Raw genomic sequence first — 17,781 nt, forward strand, 5'->3', positions numbered from 1 at the left:
GAAATAGCAAAAGGAACACCATAAAAAAACTCCGAATTTTCATTCGGAGTTCTATTATTTATTCTTCAACTTGTTTTTCCATTACAAAATCTTCCATAAACTTAGTGGTATAGTTTCCTGCTAAATAATCAGGATGTTCCATAAGTTGTCTGTGGAAAGGTATTGTAGTTTTAATACCTTCAATAACAAACTCGTCTAGAGCGCGTTTCATTTTATTAATGGCTTCTTCTCTTGTTTGAGCAGTAGTAATCAACTTAGCGATCATAGAATCGTAGTTTGGCGGAATACTATATCCTGCATAAACATGAGTATCTAAACGTACACCATGACCTCCTGGAGCGTGTAATGTAGTTATTCTACCTGGAGATGGTCTAAAGTCGTTAAATGGGTCTTCGGCATTAATTCTACATTCAATTGAGTGTAGATTTGGCGTGTAGTTTTTACCAGAAATTGGCACACCTGCTGCTACTAAAATTTGTTCGCGTATTAAATCGAAATCAATAACTTGTTCAGTAATTGGGTGCTCAACTTGAATACGAGTGTTCATTTCCATGAAATAGAAGTTTCTGTGTTTATCTACAAGAAACTCTACTGTTCCTGCGCCTTCGTATTTTATGAATTCTGCTGCTTTTACTGCTGCTTCACCCATTTTTTTACGAAGTGCATCAGTCATAAAAGGCGATGGTACTTCTTCGGTTAATTTTTGATGACGACGTTGTACCGAGCAATCTCTTTCAGATAAATGACATGCTTTTCCACGAGAGTCACCAACAACTTGAATTTCGATATGTCTTGGCTCTTCAATAAGCTTTTCCATATACATATCGTCATTTCCAAAGGCTGCTTTACTTTCTTGTCTAGCCGATTCCCATGCTGCTTTAAGGTTTTCTGGTTTCCAAACAGCACGCATTCCTTTTCCTCCACCACCAGCAGTTGCTTTAAGCATTACTGGGTAACCTACTTCTTTTGCAAGTTTTTCACATTCTTCAAAATCGGCAATAATACCTTCACTACCTGGTACACATGGTACTCCTGCAGCTTTCATTGTAGCTTTAGCTGTTGCTTTATCTCCCATTTTAGAGATCATTTCAGCTGAGGCTCCAATAAATTTTATATTATGCTCTTCACAGATTTTAGAAAACTTAGCATTCTCAGATAAGAATCCGTATCCAGGATGAATTGCGTCAGCGTTAGTAATTTCGGCTGCGGCAATTATATTAGACATTTTTAGGTAAGACTCTGTACTTGGTGCAGGACCAATACAAACGGCTTCGTCAGCAAATTTTACATGTAAACTATCAGCATCTGCTGTAGAGTAAACAGCTACCGTTTTAATGCCCATTTCTTTACAGGTTCTAATAACACGAAGTGCTATTTCTCCTCTATTGGCTATCAGTATTTTTTTAAACATAACTAGATGAGTTTAAAAGTTTATGGTTTATGTGTTTAGAGTTCTAGCTAAAATAGTTTTGAACTTTTAACTGTAAACTTTAAACTTCGAATTATGATGGATCTACTAAAAATAATGGTTGATCGAACTCAACTGGTGATGCATCGTCCACTAGTACTTTTACGATTTTTCCTGAAATTTCAGATTCAATTTCATTGAATAATTTCATCGCTTCAATAACACACAATACGTCACCTTCTTTAATAGTGCTTCCTACCTCAACAAAAACAGGTTTGTCTGGTGAAGGCTTGCGGTAAAATGTTCCAATTATTGGAGACTTTATAGTTACATATTTTGAATCTTCATTTGAAGCTGCTGGTGCAACAGGAGTTGATGCTACAACTTCAGCTGCAGCAACTGCTGCTGGTTGAGCAACTGGTGTTTGAGCCATTGGAATTTGTTGTACAATGGTTGTTGCTTCTCCTTTATCGTCACTTCCTGTTTTAATGGTGATTTTTATATCGTCCATTTCTAATTTAACCTCGCTTGCTCCAGACTTGGCAACAAATTTGATTAAGTTTTGAATTTCCTTTATATCCATAATAAATTAGATTAGTTAATTAAATTGGTTTTATTAGTTAGGAATTATATGCCCATTTTAAATATATTGATCCCCAAGTGAATCCACCTCCAAAAGCAGCAAAAATTAAATTGTCTCCTTTTTTTAGTTTGTCTTCGAAATCACTTAATAGTAATGGTAATGTTGCAGATGTTGTATTACCATATCTATGAATGTTTTTAAGTACTTTAGAATCTTCTAAATTCATTCTACTTGCTGTAGCGTCTATGATTCGCATATTAGCTTGATGTGGCACTAACCAAGACACATCATCATGTGTTAGGTTGTTTCTTTGCATTATTTTTTCGCAAACATCAGCCATATTAGATACAGCAAACTTAAATACTGTTCTACCATCTTGGTGTACAAAATGTTGTTTGTTTTTTACAGTCTCTTCATTTGGAGGCAATATTGAACCTCCTGCTTCTATTTTAAGAAACTCTCTTCCTGAGCCATCACTTCTTAAGTATTCATCTTGAAAACCTAAGCCTTCAGTATTAGGCTCTAAAAGCACAGCTCCAGCTCCATCACCAAAAATAATGCATGTTGCTCTATCAGTATAGTCTATAATTGAAGACATTTTATCTGCTCCTATAAGTAGCACTTTTTTATATCTTCCTGATTCTATATAGCTAGATGCTGTTGACAAACCGTAAAGAAAACTTGAGCATGCAGCCTGCAAATCGTATGCAAAGGCATTGGTAGCTCCTATTTTAGTGGCTGTATAAACTGCTGTAGATGCTACAGGCATATCTGGTGTAGCTGTAGCAACAATTACCAAATCGATTTCTTTAGGATCGATTTGCTTTTTTTCTATTAAGTTTTCTGCTGCTTTAACTGCAAGGTAAGAAGTGCCTTCGCCTTCTTTTTTAAGTATTCTGCGTTCTTTTATACCTGTTCTGGTTGTTATCCATTCATCATTTGTATCTACCATAGTCTCTAAGACTTTATTTGATAGTACAAACTCAGGCACAAAAGCTCCTACAGCTGTTATTGCTGCTGTGATTTTACTCATTGCTTATTAATTAGTTATCTCAAAAAAGGTGGTAAAAGTGTCAAAAACAAGTAACTTTTGTATAAAATCACCACTTTTTTGGTCAAATATTATGCAAATTAAGTTGTTTTTAAGACTTTCAAAAATTAATCATAAAAAAAACGCTCTGTTTAGAGCGTTTTATTGTATGCGCGCATAATAGTTATGCTAAATTTTCTTCTTTTTCAGAATTATCTATAAGTACTTGACCTCTGTAATACAATTTACCTTCGTGCCAGTGAGCTCTATGGTAAAGATGAGCTTCTCCTGTTGTAGGGCATGTTGCAATATGAGGCACTGATGCCTTATAATGTGTTCTCCTTTTATCTCTTCTAGTTTTAGAAATCTTTCTCTTAGGATGTGCCATTTTCTATATTATTTATCCGTTAATAGTTTTTTTAATGTATTCCAACGAGGATCAATTTCCTCTGATTGGGTTTTATTTTCTTCAGCTTTAGGGCTTAATTCTTCTAACTTTTTAAGCATTTCTGACTCTAGTGTACCATCTTCAACTCCTGGGTGAACCCTTTTTGCTGGAACTGATAATACTATTAGTTCATAGATGTATTGTGAAACATTGATTTCGTATTCGCCATGAGGAATAATAAGCACATCTAAATGCTCGTCATTATACTCTTCGCCAAACTTTACAACTAAATCAAAAGTACCTTTTACCTTTTGGTTATAAGGCTCATTTGACACATCACAATTAACGTTAACGTCTCCTTTTATTTTAAAATGTAATTCTAAAAAGGTTGTTTTTTTTTCAAAAAGCAATTCTGCTTTTACGTTAACATCATTAAACTCATCATACTCAAAATGCTCAAAGAACTTTTTATCAATTTGATAATCAAAATGATGTTTCCCTAGTTTTAATCCTACAAAAGGGATTGTATACTCTTTTAACAACTTCATATCCACATTCATTTTGAGCCTGCAAATATATAAATTTTTTATTAAGTAGCCGATGTTATAAACAATTTTTGTTTATATCTTTTTTGGCGCTTTTTTTAATGGGTTTTTTGAAAGCTCGTTATATTCAGTTCTATTCTTAAATATTTTTAATGCTGTAAAGATGGCTTCTTTAAAAGAACTTTCGTCTGCAATACCTTTTCCTGCTATTTCATAAGCTGTTCCATGATCTGGCGATGTCCTTATTTTAGTTAAGCCAGCAGTAAAGTTTACACCATTTCCAAAAGCAATAGTTTTAAACGGAATTAATCCTTGATCGTGATAGGAAGCTACCACAGCATCAAACCCTTTATAGTTGCCTGAACCAAAAAAGCTATCGGCTGAATATGGTCCAAAAACCAATTTTCCTGATGCTTTAATTTTTTGTAGTGTTGGTCCAAGCACTTTATCATCTTCATTTCCAATAACGCCATTGTCTCCTGCGTGAGGGTTTATTGCTAAAACTGCAATTTTTGGTCTATTAATTCTGAAGTCTTTTTTAAGTGAGGTATAAACCGTATGTATTTTGTCTTCGATAAGTTGTGGCGTAATATGATTTGGCACATCTTTTACAGGAACATGATCTGTAAGCAAGCCTACTTTTAACGAATCGGTTACCATAAACATGAGGCTTTTACCGCCTATAACTTTAGCAAGATAATCTGTGTGTCCTGGAAATTTGAACTTATCAGATTGTATATTATGTTTATTAATAGGTGCTGTAACCAAAACGTTTATTTTATCACTTTTAAGTGCAGATGCAGCAGCCTCTAAAGACCTTATAGCAAATTGTCCAATTTTTGGGTCTTCCTTACCAAACTCAATATTGACATTATCTTTCCATGTATTAAAGACATTTACTTTACCTTCAACTATTTGGTCTAAATTATTTATACCATGAAAGTTTATACTACTATTGAAATGTTTTTTAAAAAAGGACATCACTTTTACTGAAGCAAAAACAACTGGCGTACAAAAATCAAGCATTCGAGAGTCTTCAAATGCTTTTAATGTGATTTCTGGTCCAATACCGTTTAAGTCTCCTATAGAAATTCCTACTGTAATTTTTTCTTCTTTTTTCATTAAAATACTTTCTTAGTGTGTATTTTTACAGTTACAAATTTAACCATTTATTCGACATTATGTTTACAGGAATTATTGAAGAAATAGGTACCGTTACCAAGTTAAGCCATGAAGATGAAAACCTAGTTCTTACAGTAAAAAGTAATATTTCATCTGAACTTAAAATAGACCAAAGTGTATCTCATAACGGAATATGCTTAACCGTAACAAGCATTGGCAATAATGAACATACTGTTGTTGCTATAAGAGAAACATTAGCAAAAACTAATCTTGGTGGTTTAAAATTAAACGAAGGTGTTAACCTTGAAAGAGCAATGAAACTTGGTGATAGACTAGATGGTCATATTGTTCAGGGTCATGTTGACCAAACAGCAGTTTGTACTTTTAAAGAATCGCAAAACGGAAGCTGGTTATTTTCTTTTAAGTATGACGATTCACTTAACAACATTACAATAGAAAAAGGTTCTATTACTGTTAATGGCGTTAGTTTAACGGTTGTAAACTCTAAAAAAAATGAATTTAGTGTTGCAATTATTCCTTACACTTATGAACATACAACTTTCAAACAAATAGAGGTTGGTGATACAGTAAACTTAGAGTTTGATGTTTTAGGCAAATATATAACTAGGCTTCACGAGTTAAAGCAAGAGTAATTACTTTATTTTCTTTTTTATTCCATAAAATAAACCTATAGCTACCAGAAAAGCAATACCACCATCAATAGGAAGTCCTGGAGGAGGTGGAGGGATTGGAGGAGGAGGTGTTCCATCTACTTGAGCGTTGCATACAAAACTTATTAATACAAATAAGATTGAGGCTAAAATTTTCCTGTTTTGTATTCCCATTTTTTACTTTTAATGTATAAAAAGTAAGTTATTAACCCTTATTTTAAAAGTAATGATTTATAAAACTATAGTGTCAACAAAATTTTTAATCGCTTCTAAATAAAAGTATTCAAACTTGAACACATATACTGTTATTATTAACAGCATATTTTAATTTAAGTTGTAAATGTATAAAAAAAAGCGAGTTAACAAAATAAAATCCCAACAAACATTCTTTAAAATGCAAAAATCATCGACGAAATGCATCGCCAAAAGATATATTTTTCACTTACTTTAATAGCACTCAAATATAATATAATTAACTTATTTTAAAACAAAATCTAAGTTTAAAACTTCATTAACTTATTGTTATTTGGAGCTTTATCAATAATTTTTAATATATACGTATTTTTTTTAAAAGCAGTTTTATTATTTGCAATCTTAACAGAAAACAATATTTTTTGTAAGAAAAAGACTTCAATTTTCCACAAACTACATTTTTCACATGACAACATGTGTTTTTAAACTTAATTTATAGACATTTTTAAATATCATTTTATTAGAAACTACTACTAAAAATTCTCATTCTTGATATTTTAATCTAAATTTCACGATAATTAAATTTAATACAAATCAGTACATGATAAATTTAAGCACAATAGATTACGTTTTTATTTTTGGGTTTTTCGCAATTACCTTGGGTATTGGCTTTATGGTATCAAAAAAATCAGGTCAAAATCCAGCTGAATATTTTCTTTCAGGACGTACAATGCCTTGGTGGTTACTTGGTGTTTCAATGGTAGCGACTACATTTTCAACAGATACTCCCAACCTTGTTACTGATATTGTTAGAACTAATGGCGTGTCTGGAAACTGGGTTTGGTGGGCATTTTTAATTACTGGCTTATTAACTGTTTTTGTGTATGCTAAATTATGGCGAAAATCAGGAGTATCAACAGATATTGAGTTTTACGAATTTAGATATGGTGGCAAACCTGCAAGGTTTTTACGCTCTTTTAGAGCTATTTATCTTGGTGTTATTTTTAACATTCTTGCCATGGCAGCGGTTACATTGGCTGCTATAAAAATAGGGCAAGTTATGCTTGGGCTTACTGCATTACAAACTGTAGGTATTGCTGGTGCTGTAACAGTTATTTTTAGTGCTGTTGGTGGATTTAAAGGCGTGGTTTACACCGATTTCATCTTGTTTTTTGTAGCAATGTGTGGCGGAATTGGTGCCGCGTACTACTGTGTAAACTTGCCTGAAATAGGTGGTTTAAGCGCACTTATTGAGAACGAAACTGTAGCCTCTAAACTAAATATTTTACCTGATTTCAATAATAAAGAAGCGCTTATTACGCTTTTAATTATTCCAATAGCTGTACAATGGTGGAGCGCTTGGTATCCTGGAGCTGAACCTGGTGGTGGTGGTTATATTGCGCAACGAATGTTGGCTGCCAAAAACGAAAACCATGCTATTGGTGCAACGTTTTTCTTTAACATACTTCATTATGCATTACGTCCTTGGCCTTGGATAATTGTAGCGCTTTGCTCAATAGTTATTTATCCTGATTTAATAAGCCTTAAAGATGCCTTTCCTAATATTACTGATGATAAATTAGGTCATGATATTGCATATTCTGCAATGTTAACCAAATTACCTAGTGGACTTTTAGGCGTTGTACTTACCTCGTTAATTGCAGCTTATATGTCAACTATTTCTACGCATCTTAATTGGGGTTCATCTTATATCGTTAATGATTTTTATGTGCAACGTGTTAACAAAAATGCTTCTCAAAAAGAATTGGTAAATGTTGGAAGAATATCAACAGTTATTCTAATGGCTGTTTCTGCTATACTTGCTTTGTTGCTTAACAATGCGCTTCAGTTATTCAATATTATACTAATGTTTGGTGCTGGTACAGGATTAATCTTTATACTGCGTTGGTTTTGGTGGCGCATTAATGCCTGGAGTGAAATTTCGGCAATGTTTGTTTCTGGGATTATTTCTTTGCTGCTGAATTCAAAATCAATTGCACTTTCTGCTTGGTTATTTGGCAATGAAAATACTATTGGCTTAATGCCTAGTTGGATGACTTATCCTTTTATTGTTATAGTAACAACAGGAGTTTGGTTGCTGGTTACTTTTTTAACTAAGCCTGAAAAAGAAGACACTCTGTTTTCATTTTACAAAAAAATACAACCTGGTGGTCCAGGTTGGAAACACACTGTCAAAAAAGCACAAGACCATGGTGTTGACCTCAACCTTAACAAACAAGAATGGAATGTGCCTTCAGGAGTTTTAGCAACAATTGTTGGATGTGTTACAATATATAGCGTATTGTTTGCAACAGGTTATTGGATTTATGGACAATACACAAAAGCTACTATTTTAACTTTTGTTGCGATTGCATCTGCTTTTGCCTTAAAACATCTTTGGAAGAAGATAAAGGCTGTGGTTTTTTAACTATTCTAGGTTGATACCAAAAGCTTTAAAAGCTAATAACTGTCCTGGAGTTTCAATAGATTTTAACTCTAAACTACCTTCAAACTTTGTGTCGTTATCAATTAAGACTTCATAATCAACTGTAGGTTCGTTGTCTTTTTCTGTAATATTAATTTTTAAAGTAGGCCAACTTAAATCATTTTCAACCCATTCAATATTGCTGTCTTTAAGCTCCTCAACTATAGCCTCCTGTTCTGGTGTTAAACTTATATTAACTATGTTTAGGTTGAACTTCATTTCAATCTCCGAATAAGGCACTAATTGAGGAAAATTCATGTAAAACGCTAACAAATGCTCATTCGCGAAGGCTGTATTATCCTTTTCAAGATAGGCTTTACTTAATGCTTCATGTACTCTAGCTATCAGTAATTTTTCATTAGTAGCATTAAGGTGCTCGTCTTTTAAAACGCCTTCAAGTTTTTCAATCGCTAAGTCATATTCTCCATCTTCTAAATGAAATTGTCCTATAAAATAATTGAAGTATTTGTGCACGTTTTCACGCTCGTCTTCTTGTAATTTTTTCTCAAATATATTGATGAAGTACTCAGGATTAAAATACTTTATGAGCTCCCAAATCTCATCAAAAAACAAATTGTTTTCCGAAGCAAATAAATTGTAATACCCTATAAATCGTTCAGGATCTGCAGATAATTCACTGGTTAACAACAAGTGCGCATTTTCTTGTTTAAAGTGATGTTTTGAAATCTCGTACAGCGTTTTAGGTTTATACCAATAACCTTTGTCTCTAAACTTTAGCTCTTTTATAGACTTTTTATGGTACAAATATTTAAATAAAAGCGTGTTGCGATTATACGACACTTCTCCCCAAGTACTGTTAACGTGTATTTCTTTAAAGTTTGCTGCTTTATCACGAAATTCTTTAGACTTTTTTAAATCTCCTGAATAATAATAAGCTCTACTTAATGCAATATTATTCCACCCAAAACCAGGAGATGGACCAAGATATTTAATAGACCTATCAATAATTATTTTTGCTGCTGATAAATCGTTTTTAAAAATCTTAACCGCAGATTGCATATAGTCAAACTCTTTTACGCTTTTCTCTTCGTAGTTATCATTTTTACGTGCTTTTTCATAGCTTTCTTCGGCTTCGTCATACTTTGCTTGTATAAACTGAAGATTACCATAGTTGTTATACGACAACCTATCGTATCTTTCTAATTGTTTGCTAAAATATTCAGCAGAATCTGTTTTAAGTTGGTGGGAGTAAATAATGTTTTTATAGTGATAGTAACTTAGCAACGCTCCATTCCCATAATCTGGCCAATAAGTATTTATAAACCATTGGTTGTTTTTGTCACTGTCTTTAATAGAATCGGCATATTTAGAGGCTAGTTGAAGATTTTCTTCAATTGTAGATTTTAAAAACGGATACTTTTCTGGACTGTACATCCTGTTACGCAAGTAAATCCATGAAATATTACTATACGGATTAATACCGAAATTGAATACAAAGTCGCGTTTTTGAAGTCGTTTAACCGCCTTAATCGCTTCTCCAGGTTTATCTATATATTCATAACTTTTTGACAGGTAATAGATGAGAATTGCATATTTTCTTTGGTATTGATAACGATCAATATATGTTCTAATATCGGTAGTTCGTCTTAGTTCTCTATAAAAATCTTTTTCAAGCAGCTCAACAGCTTTTACAAGCGACTTTATTGCCGACTCATATCCTCTTTTATCCGAAGCTCTGTCGTACCTGTAATTTGCTTCAAAAAAATGACCAACATAGTACGTACTATCTAACTGAATCATTTTTTGTGAAAGCTCATAGGCTTTACGACCACTATAACTTCCTCTAAACTCTCGTTCCAATCGGTCAATTTCAATGCGTTGCGCAAAGAGCGTCATTAACCCCAAAAAGAAGCAAATAAAAGTTAAGCGTATTTTAGTGCTTGTACTATTCACAAATTACTTTTTTAAATTAAGTCTTGACAAACGCGAAATTTCAGTTTTTACTATACTGTCAATAGCACTACCTTCAGCACTAAGGTTTTTAAATAATAATCTATGCTGAAGTACTGGTTTTACCAAAGCTGCCAAATCATCTTCAATTACATAGTTTCGTTTATGAATTACAGCATAAGCTCTCAAACATTTTAAAAGAATAATTCCAGATCTAACTGATGCGCCTAAAATAATTCCTGAATGTTCTCTCGTTCCTCTAACAATGTTATTTATGCTCTTAATAATTTCGTCGTCAACATGAACTTCTTCTGCTTTACTGCGAAGTGCTAAAATATCTTTCATATTCAACACTGCTTCAACAGTATCTTGCGATCGCTGTATTTCTAATTGTTTTTTATAGATTTCTAACTCTATGTCTTCACTTACATACCCAAAACTAATCTTCATAAAAAAACGGTCCAATTGCGCATTTGGTAAAGGATAGGTTCCTTCCATTTCAATTGGGTTTTGTGTAGCTATTACAAAAAACAGGTCTTCGAGCTTATAAGTTTGATCTCCAATAGAAATTTGATTTTCTGCCATACACTCTAATAAAGCCGACTGTACTTTTGGTGATGCTCGGTTAATTTCGTCTGCTAATAAAATATTACAGAATAAAGGTCCTTTTTTGAAAATGAAGTCTTTGTTACTTTCATCGTATAAATGCGACCCTATCAAGTCCATTGGTAACAAATCTGGAGTAAACTGAATACGTTTAAAATCGGAGTGTGCTTGCTCACCAGACAACGAATGTGCTAAGGTTTTTGCCATAACCGTTTTACCAGAACCTGGATTATCTTCTAACAAAATATGCCCTTTAGCAATAAGACAAGTGATAATTTGAATAATCTGCTCTCTATGTCCTTTTACAACCTTTCCAATGTTTTCAATTAATACATCTATATTTTTTCTAGAAGTATCTTCAGCAATGGTTTGTGTGTGGTTTGGGCTTGTATGTTCTAGGTCTTGACTCATAATAATACACTATTTTTTTAGATTAAGATTCAGCATATAGTGAATCCATTTGTTTGGTTTAATAAAATTGAAAAAGCGCTGCGACTTACTATATTTTGAAAACACTTTTTGATTAAAATCAGAATGAAATTCTTTAATTAAATCAACCTCAGCATTAGTAAGCTGGTCTTCGCTATATTTTAGTTTTTGATAGGTTTTAACAAAAGCTTCAAAGTGAGTTCCAAACTTAGGGTCAACGACATCTCGTGCATAAACCATAGGTGTTTGGTGGTCTCTTGGAATACCCATTTGATTAAGTATAAAGTGGGCGTTTTTATAATTGGCTTCAGATAGTTTTGTAATAGAACTGTGGTTTTTAGCTTTTTTAGACAACCACAAGTAATAACATATTGGCAGCAACATTAACACCAATAGTATTAACAGAATTGCAGCAAGCACATAAATTGACCAATCTGTTATGGTTTTCATTGCACTATTTTCCTCTTCTTTGGTAGCGTCGTCTAGTTTCTCTTCTTCAATTTTAGGAACATGAACTTCCATAATTGTAATTGGGTCTGGAAAAAGTTTCATGTAATTTTCAATAGTCTCGCTATTGTATTTTTTCCGAATTCGTCCTAATTTATAATCAAAAGACACCATTACAGCTGTGTCACCAAGTTTTACATTTTTTAAAGCAATTGGTTGTTCGCCAGCAAAAACTTTGGCTTGGTTAACATCAAACGACATGTCTAAAAGATTGGTACTGTCTAAAGCAATACCATTATCGTTGATAATCATTTTATCAACGCGAACTTGCATTGTTTTGCTTAGGGTATCTACTTCGGTAATTACACCTTTACCAACATAAGTTTCTTTTGTTGGAGGCGTTGGAGGTGTACCATCAGGTTGTGGTGATTGTTCAGCATCAGTATTACTTACTGTCATGTCAAAATCTAGCCAACCGTATTCTGGTATATAAACTTGCGTCCATGCATGACCTTGATCTCCATAAAACCAATACCAACCTGGAGTTTTGTGACTTCTATCAACCGTCATAAATCCAACAGCTACACGTGTTGGTATTCCTAAAGATCGTAACATAAACAATGATGACGTTGCAAAATAAGTACAGTAACCTCTATGTGTGTTGAACATAAATTCATCTAACATACTTGCGTTAGGAATGTTTGGGTCTGTTGGTTTTCCTGGTGTTAAAGTGTAGACGTATAAAGGATCTCCCTTTTCATCTTTTGATAAGAAATAGTTACGAATGCTTAATATTTTATCAATAGTTGTATTGTCTCCTTTAGTAAGACTATCTGCCAAATGACCTATTTTATTATAGAGCTCGCCTTCTGGAACTTCGGTATAATAGTCCATAAACCGTTCGTTTTCGCCTTCATAACTTTTAGCGCGTCTTAATGTGCGATAACGGTTTTCTTGATAATTAATAATCGATTCGTCTTGGGTATTGTAAACAAAATAAGCACTATTGAGTTCTGATACTTCAGAAAACACATTGTAAGCAAACTTATAGTCTTTTTTAAACTCTTCTTCAATTGAAATTGGTTGACATGCATAAGCTGTACTTGGAGCCACAAAAACCTCAGGGCTAAGACCAGCAATATAAATGGTGCTTTTCACCTCTTTGGTAGCACGTTCCATTTTATCATAAACCAATACAGAGTCGTTTACTTGAGTGAAATATTGAGGAATTTTTGTTGGGTTTGGTAAAAATAAATCGCGAACAATACTGTCTGGATCAACTTCAAATTGCTCTAAAGTTGGATTGTACTGATTTAAATGATACAGCGTAATGTACTGCGGATTTGGTGTTGTAGGGTTGATAAAGTTATCAATATTGGCACAAAACAACAGTTCTTCAGAAACGTTTAATCGATCTCTAAGTCCTAAATAATCATCTAAATTAAACTTAGCACCAGAACTACTATCATCATCTTTGGAGTCTTTGTCTTTGTCCTCATTTTCACCATCAGAATCTTCTTCATCGCTTTCATCACTTTGACCTTGTGTAATCTCGTTTTGAATATGGTCAATCTTTGAGTCTAATAACTGTATTGTTGACCAAAACAAAAACAACGCTATTAACGAAAACAACAAAATTCTTCCAACTACCAAAACGTAATTGGTTTTTTCTTGCTTTTGAATAGTTTTAAGCAATTCTTTTACAAACAGTACGTAAAACAAGTAGAGTACCGTTGGTGCAACAAGCCATATCATTTCGTTTACGTTAGACATTTCCATATCTGAAATGAGAATGACTGACAGTGTTGTTAATAGTATTGAAAACACTATTAAATAATACCTCCAACGAGATATTGCAAAGCCCGAAAACCACCCAAACACAAAAATGCTGGTGTTTATTTTAAAACGATTTGCCACATAATAAGCATCAAACTCATTAAAGGACGATGCACTAATAGAGTTGTAAAGAATATTAATAATGAGCAGTAGTAAACCAAAAATAATTAGAAATCGAATTTTGGTTTTATGTAATAAATATGCTGTAATAATTCCCGCTGAAAACACACCAATTAATACATGCTTGTTGACAAAAAGCAATGAGTAGTACTCTGACAGAAAATCGAGCAACGGATACATTATAAGTATCGTAGGAAGGATTAAAAACAGTAACCCAAGTGTAAGTTCTTTGTAGTCTATTTTTTTCATATAATCTGTCCTGTAAAATTAGAGTTAGACACTAATTTTTCTATACCTTCTTCGTTCTTTTTTAGTTTTTTTCGTGTTGCCGAAAATATCCAAGCTAGCTTGTTAAGCTCGCTTTTTTGATCTTGTCTTAAAAATAGGTTTTTGAAATTAAACACGTTTTGATGGTCTAAATGTCGCGATGCTTTTACAATAATAATGTTTGAAGTTCCTTTTTCAATTAAGGTAGTAAGCTCTTCTAAGCTTATTAAGGTCGACACACATATTATAGATTCTCCAGAGGCTTTTAGTTCGTTTACCGAAAAGTTGTTTTGCCAACTTGCCGAACTTAACTGAAAACCAACACGATCATTCTCGTTTACCGATATAAATTCGTTTACAGCTTGGTCAATATTGAATTCTACTTTTTTATCTTTTTTCTTAATGTTTAAACAAATGTTGTACACAATATCTTTGTAATAATTGAGCATACTAACCGCGTATGCCGAAGTAAGATCTTTAGACAAAACGTTATAAAAACTTGTGTAAAATTTGATGTGCGACGCGTAAGGGTTTATAACCTCAGGCGTTCTAATGACAAGCTCTCTGTTTTTAGCAAAAATTTTCCAGACAATTCGGCGAACATCATCTCCAACTTCAAAATCTTTATAGTTGAGATAATCACCTTGTATTTTACGAGACGTCTTTATTTTTTCTTTTTCTTCCTTAGTTTTTGAAGGGTTAATATCATCAACGGAAAGTTCAATTTCAGAAGAATGAAGGTAAAATGCGTTTTTTGATTTTTTATACGTTGTAAAACGGAAAAACTGCAAATAGTCAATAAAACTAATAACAAACCCTTTAACGTGATATTGCTTTCTGTCTGGTAACCAAATTAAAGTTGAACCTTCTTTTGGCAATAGTTTTTCAAACCCTTGAGAAAACTTATTGATGACTACAGTGTCAGAGAGTTTTCCGTTTTCAAATTCTATCTTTATTTTGATGTAACCCAACAACGGAAGTATGGCTTTCGGTAAAGAAATTAAAACAGGTACTTGTCCTGCAACTCCTTTTATGTTACCATCTAATCCTATATCAATTTTAGGATTAATGGTTTTCTTATTGATGACAAAATACAGGTAGCAAACCAACGTGTATAAAAAACCTATACCAATTAAAATCAATATAAACGTTCCAATTACCCACGCAAACAACTTAAGATATAAAGCAATATTGGTGTCCTCGATGAAGAACTCCATTTTAACAAAATAGATTGCTGTTATTAGTACTAAAGCAAAAATTATTGCATTTCTTTTAAAAGGTAGGTAACTAATAATTCTATTAAAGCTAAAATTCAAAGTGAAATTTGTTTGAAATGGACATTTGGTTTACAAAGGCTCAATCTACAAAAAATAGGTAAGTATCTAGCAACTAAAAATATATTTTAATTTAAGTGTTGTTTAGCATAAACCTCTCATGTATTATGGCAATTGTTAAAACAAAAAAACCGCTTCAATAATTTGAAACGGTTTGTTTTGTGGTCCCACCTGGGCTCGAACCAGGGACTTTCTGATTATGAGTCAGATACTCTAACCAACTGAGTTATAGGACCCATTAGCTTAACGCTAATTATTAATCTCTTCTAAAAAAGAGTGTGCAATATTACTACTTATTTTAATACTCTACAAGAATTTTTAATCCTTTATGTCTTGGCACAACTCAATTAAAACACCATTTGTAGATTTAGGATGCAAAAACGCAACCCATTTATTGTCGGCTCCTCGTTTAGGTTCTTCGTTTAAAACTATAAAGCCTTCTGTCTTTAAGCGTTCAATTTCTGACTTTATATCGTCTACCGCAAAAGCTATATGATGAATTCCCTCTCCTTTTTTCTCTATAAATTTTGCAATAGGACTATCGCTGTTGGTCGCTTCAAGCAACTCTATTTTATTAGGTCCTGATTTAAAAAATGAGGTTCTAACGCCTTCGCTTAAAACGTCTTCTATTTTATAATGTGCTTCTCCAAACAAGCTTGAAAACAGTTTGTTGGACTCTTCAAGGTTTTTTACTGCAATACCAATATGCTCTATTTTGTTCATTTTTAAGGTGTTTTGTGCCTAAGGCATAAATTTTGTGTATTCAAAAATAAAATAATCCTTAAATATCAACTATTTTTGCATCATGGAAAGCAACAGACAAAAAAAGATAAGTGGCGTTTTACAAGAAGATTTAGTAGATGTACTTCAAGGTGCAGCAACTAAAGGTGGGCTTAGAGGTGTTATCATTTCAGTAACCAAAGTTTCGGTTACTGTAGATTTATCTATTGCAAAAGTTTACTTAAGCATTTTTCCTAATGATAAAGGCGAGGAACTTTTAAAGGGCATTCGCTCAAACACACCATTAATTAGGCACGAACTAGCACAACGTACCAAAAATCAATTACGAAGAATGCCTAGTTTAGAATTTTTTATTGATGACTCTTTGGAATATATTGACCAAATTGAAAAGTCTCTTAAAGGAAAAGAAAACCCTATTAGCAACCCTGATCTTCTTAATAAAAGAAAAAAGTCATAATTGAATGTTTCTTTATATATAGCTAAACGTTATCTGTTTTCTAAAAGCAGTAACAACGCTATAAATATTATGACTGTTATTGCGGCTTCAGGTATTGTTATAGCCTCAGCTGCATTGTTTATTGTACTTTCTGGTTTTGCAGGTTTAAAAAACTTTAGCCTTGAATTTTCTTCGTTTGTCGATCCTGATTTAAAATTGACTCCTGTTGAAGGAAAATCGTTTGTATTTTCTGAAAAAGATTCCTTAGCTCTTGCTGATATTTCAGATATTAAATACTACTCAAAGACCATTGAAGAACGCGTTATTCTTGAATTTGACGGAAAACGAAAACTCGCAAATATAAAAGGTGTTGATGCTAATTACACGCGTGTAACATCTATTGATACTATGGTTGTAAGTGGTTCTTGGTTAACCGATAGTAACCAAATTGTTTCTGGTTGGGGAATTTCAAATACATTGTCTTTTGGTGTTTTGGATTATGGTAAAAGTCTTACTATTTATGTTCCTAAACCAGGTAAAGGACAAATAAGCTCAGTAAGAGGTGCATTTAACTCTATAAATGCTGTAAACACAGGCGTGTTTCACATAAACGAAGATTTAGACAATGAGTATGTGTATTCCAATTTAAGCACTGCTAAATACCTTATGAATTATAACGACAATCAAATTAGTAGTATTGAGCTTAAACTTACTGAAAATGCTAATGAAGCTACTGTTAGAGATGCCTTAACTGCTGCTTTTGGAAATCGTTTTCAAATTAAAAACCGAAATGAGCTTAACGATTCTCTCAACAAAATGCTCAATACCGAAAATATGGCTGTGTATCTTATTTTTACTTTAGTAATCATTATAGCCTTATTTAATGTTATTGGTGCATTAATCATGATGATTTTAGACAAAAAAGAATCGTTAAATACTTTATTTAACCTTGGGGTTGATGTATCACAAATTAAAAATGTGTTCTTTCTTCAAGGTAGCTTAATGACTGTTTTAGGAGGTATTCTTGGTTTAGTCATTGGCTTTTTAATTGTACTGTTTCAATATCTTTTTGAGCTTGTCATGTTAACTCCGTCCCTACCCTATCCTGTAGCTATAAAACCTATCAATTTTGTAATAGTGCTGGTTACCATAACCGTTTTAGGAATATTGGCCTCAAAACTTGCGTCTAGCAGAATAAATAAAGCGCTGGTAAATAATTTTTAAGAGGTT

General features: G+C 33.0%; 16 protein-coding genes and 1 tRNA gene. 4 read left to right on the forward strand and 13 right to left on the reverse strand.

The genetic code is table 11. The annotated features are described in order from the left end of the window. Positions 1-58 precede the first annotated feature (58 nt). The 6 genes from accC to pdxA form a co-directional block, all read right to left on the reverse strand. On the reverse strand, positions 59-1,411 hold the full coding sequence (gene accC / locus A8975_RS00505) for an acetyl-CoA carboxylase biotin carboxylase subunit (protein WP_131506429.1): 1,353 nt from the start codon (positions 1,409-1,411) through the stop codon (positions 59-61). A gap of 91 nt (positions 1,412-1,502) precedes the next feature. After that, the gene (gene accB / locus A8975_RS00510; protein WP_131506428.1) at positions 1,503-1,991 is read right to left on the reverse strand and encodes an acetyl-CoA carboxylase biotin carboxyl carrier protein; all 489 of its coding nucleotides are present in this window, start codon (positions 1,989-1,991) and stop codon (positions 1,503-1,505) included. A gap of 37 nt (positions 1,992-2,028) precedes the next feature. After that, positions 2,029-3,024 (reverse strand): beta-ketoacyl-ACP synthase III, encoded by a 996-nt coding sequence (locus tag A8975_RS00515; RefSeq protein WP_134198305.1) that lies wholly within the window; start codon positions 3,022-3,024, stop codon positions 2,029-2,031. 181 nt (positions 3,025-3,205) lie between these two features. Then, positions 3,206-3,409, reverse strand: a complete 204-nt coding sequence (gene rpmF, locus A8975_RS00520; protein ID WP_129759835.1) for a 50S ribosomal protein L32 — start codon at positions 3,407-3,409, stop codon at positions 3,206-3,208. A gap of 8 nt (positions 3,410-3,417) precedes the next feature. Further along, positions 3,418-3,957 carry a YceD family protein gene (locus A8975_RS00525; RefSeq protein WP_129759834.1) on the reverse strand — a complete coding sequence of 180 codons (540 nt, stop codon included), beginning with the start codon at positions 3,955-3,957 and terminating at the stop codon, positions 3,418-3,420. A gap of 72 nt (positions 3,958-4,029) precedes the next feature. Beyond that, the gene (gene pdxA / locus A8975_RS00530) at positions 4,030-5,076 is read right to left on the reverse strand and encodes a 4-hydroxythreonine-4-phosphate dehydrogenase PdxA (RefSeq protein ID WP_134198306.1); all 1,047 of its coding nucleotides are present in this window, start codon (positions 5,074-5,076) and stop codon (positions 4,030-4,032) included. Positions 5,077-5,135: 59 nt separating this feature from the next. Between pdxA and A8975_RS00535 the strand changes: the two genes are divergently transcribed. Continuing rightward, the gene (locus A8975_RS00535; protein ID WP_134198307.1) at positions 5,136-5,729 is read left to right on the forward strand and encodes a riboflavin synthase; all 594 of its coding nucleotides are present in this window, start codon (positions 5,136-5,138) and stop codon (positions 5,727-5,729) included. Here A8975_RS00535 and A8975_RS00540 read toward each other — a convergent pair whose 3' ends face one another. After that, positions 5,730-5,921 (reverse strand): PID-CTERM protein-sorting domain-containing protein, encoded by a 192-nt coding sequence (locus tag A8975_RS00540; RefSeq protein ID WP_129759831.1) that lies wholly within the window; start codon positions 5,919-5,921, stop codon positions 5,730-5,732. It lies immediately after the preceding gene. 619 nt (positions 5,922-6,540) lie between these two features. Here A8975_RS00540 and A8975_RS00545 point away from each other — a divergent pair. Beyond that, positions 6,541-8,367, forward strand: a complete 1,827-nt coding sequence (locus tag A8975_RS00545; RefSeq protein ID WP_134198308.1) for a sodium:solute symporter family protein — start codon at positions 6,541-6,543, stop codon at positions 8,365-8,367. Here the strand turns inward: A8975_RS00545 and A8975_RS00550 are convergent, their stop codons facing one another. From A8975_RS00550 to mce, 6 genes are all read right to left on the reverse strand, one after another. Then, entirely contained in the window at positions 8,368-10,338 is a 1,971-nt protein-coding gene (locus tag A8975_RS00550) for a hypothetical protein (RefSeq protein WP_134198309.1), read from the reverse strand. Between the two features lie 3 nt (positions 10,339-10,341). Further along, positions 10,342-11,352, reverse strand: coding sequence for an AAA family ATPase (locus A8975_RS00555; RefSeq protein ID WP_134198310.1), 1,011 nt, complete (start codon positions 11,350-11,352; stop codon positions 10,342-10,344). A 9-nt stretch (positions 11,353-11,361) separates the two neighbouring features. Continuing rightward, positions 11,362-14,022 (reverse strand): transglutaminase-like domain-containing protein, encoded by a 2,661-nt coding sequence (locus A8975_RS00560; protein ID WP_134198311.1) that lies wholly within the window; start codon positions 14,020-14,022, stop codon positions 11,362-11,364. Then, the gene (locus A8975_RS00565) at positions 14,019-15,257 is read right to left on the reverse strand and encodes a DUF58 domain-containing protein (RefSeq protein WP_134198312.1); all 1,239 of its coding nucleotides are present in this window, start codon (positions 15,255-15,257) and stop codon (positions 14,019-14,021) included. The genes A8975_RS00560 and A8975_RS00565 overlap by 4 nt, the downstream gene beginning before the upstream one ends. Before the next feature lie 279 nt (positions 15,258-15,536). Continuing rightward, positions 15,537-15,610 (reverse strand) — tRNA-Ile (locus tag A8975_RS00570). Between the two features lie 82 nt (positions 15,611-15,692). Further along, positions 15,693-16,097, reverse strand: coding sequence for a methylmalonyl-CoA epimerase (mce, locus tag A8975_RS00575; RefSeq protein WP_134198313.1), 405 nt, complete (start codon positions 16,095-16,097; stop codon positions 15,693-15,695). A gap of 82 nt (positions 16,098-16,179) precedes the next feature. Here mce and rbfA point away from each other — a divergent pair, with 82 nt between their 5' ends. Both rbfA and A8975_RS00585 read left to right on the forward strand, forming a co-directional pair. Beyond that, entirely contained in the window at positions 16,180-16,572 is a 393-nt protein-coding gene (gene rbfA, locus A8975_RS00580) for a 30S ribosome-binding factor RbfA (protein WP_129759824.1), read from the forward strand. Beyond that, positions 16,573-17,775, forward strand: a complete 1,203-nt coding sequence (locus A8975_RS00585) for an ABC transporter permease (RefSeq protein ID WP_134198314.1) — start codon at positions 16,573-16,575, stop codon at positions 17,773-17,775. The last annotated feature ends 6 nt before the right edge of the window (positions 17,776-17,781 follow it).

Origin of the sequence: Meridianimaribacter flavus, from assembly GCF_004366715.1 — a bacterium.
GTDB lineage: Bacteria > Bacteroidota > Bacteroidia > Flavobacteriales > Flavobacteriaceae > Gaetbulibacter_B > Gaetbulibacter_B jejuensis.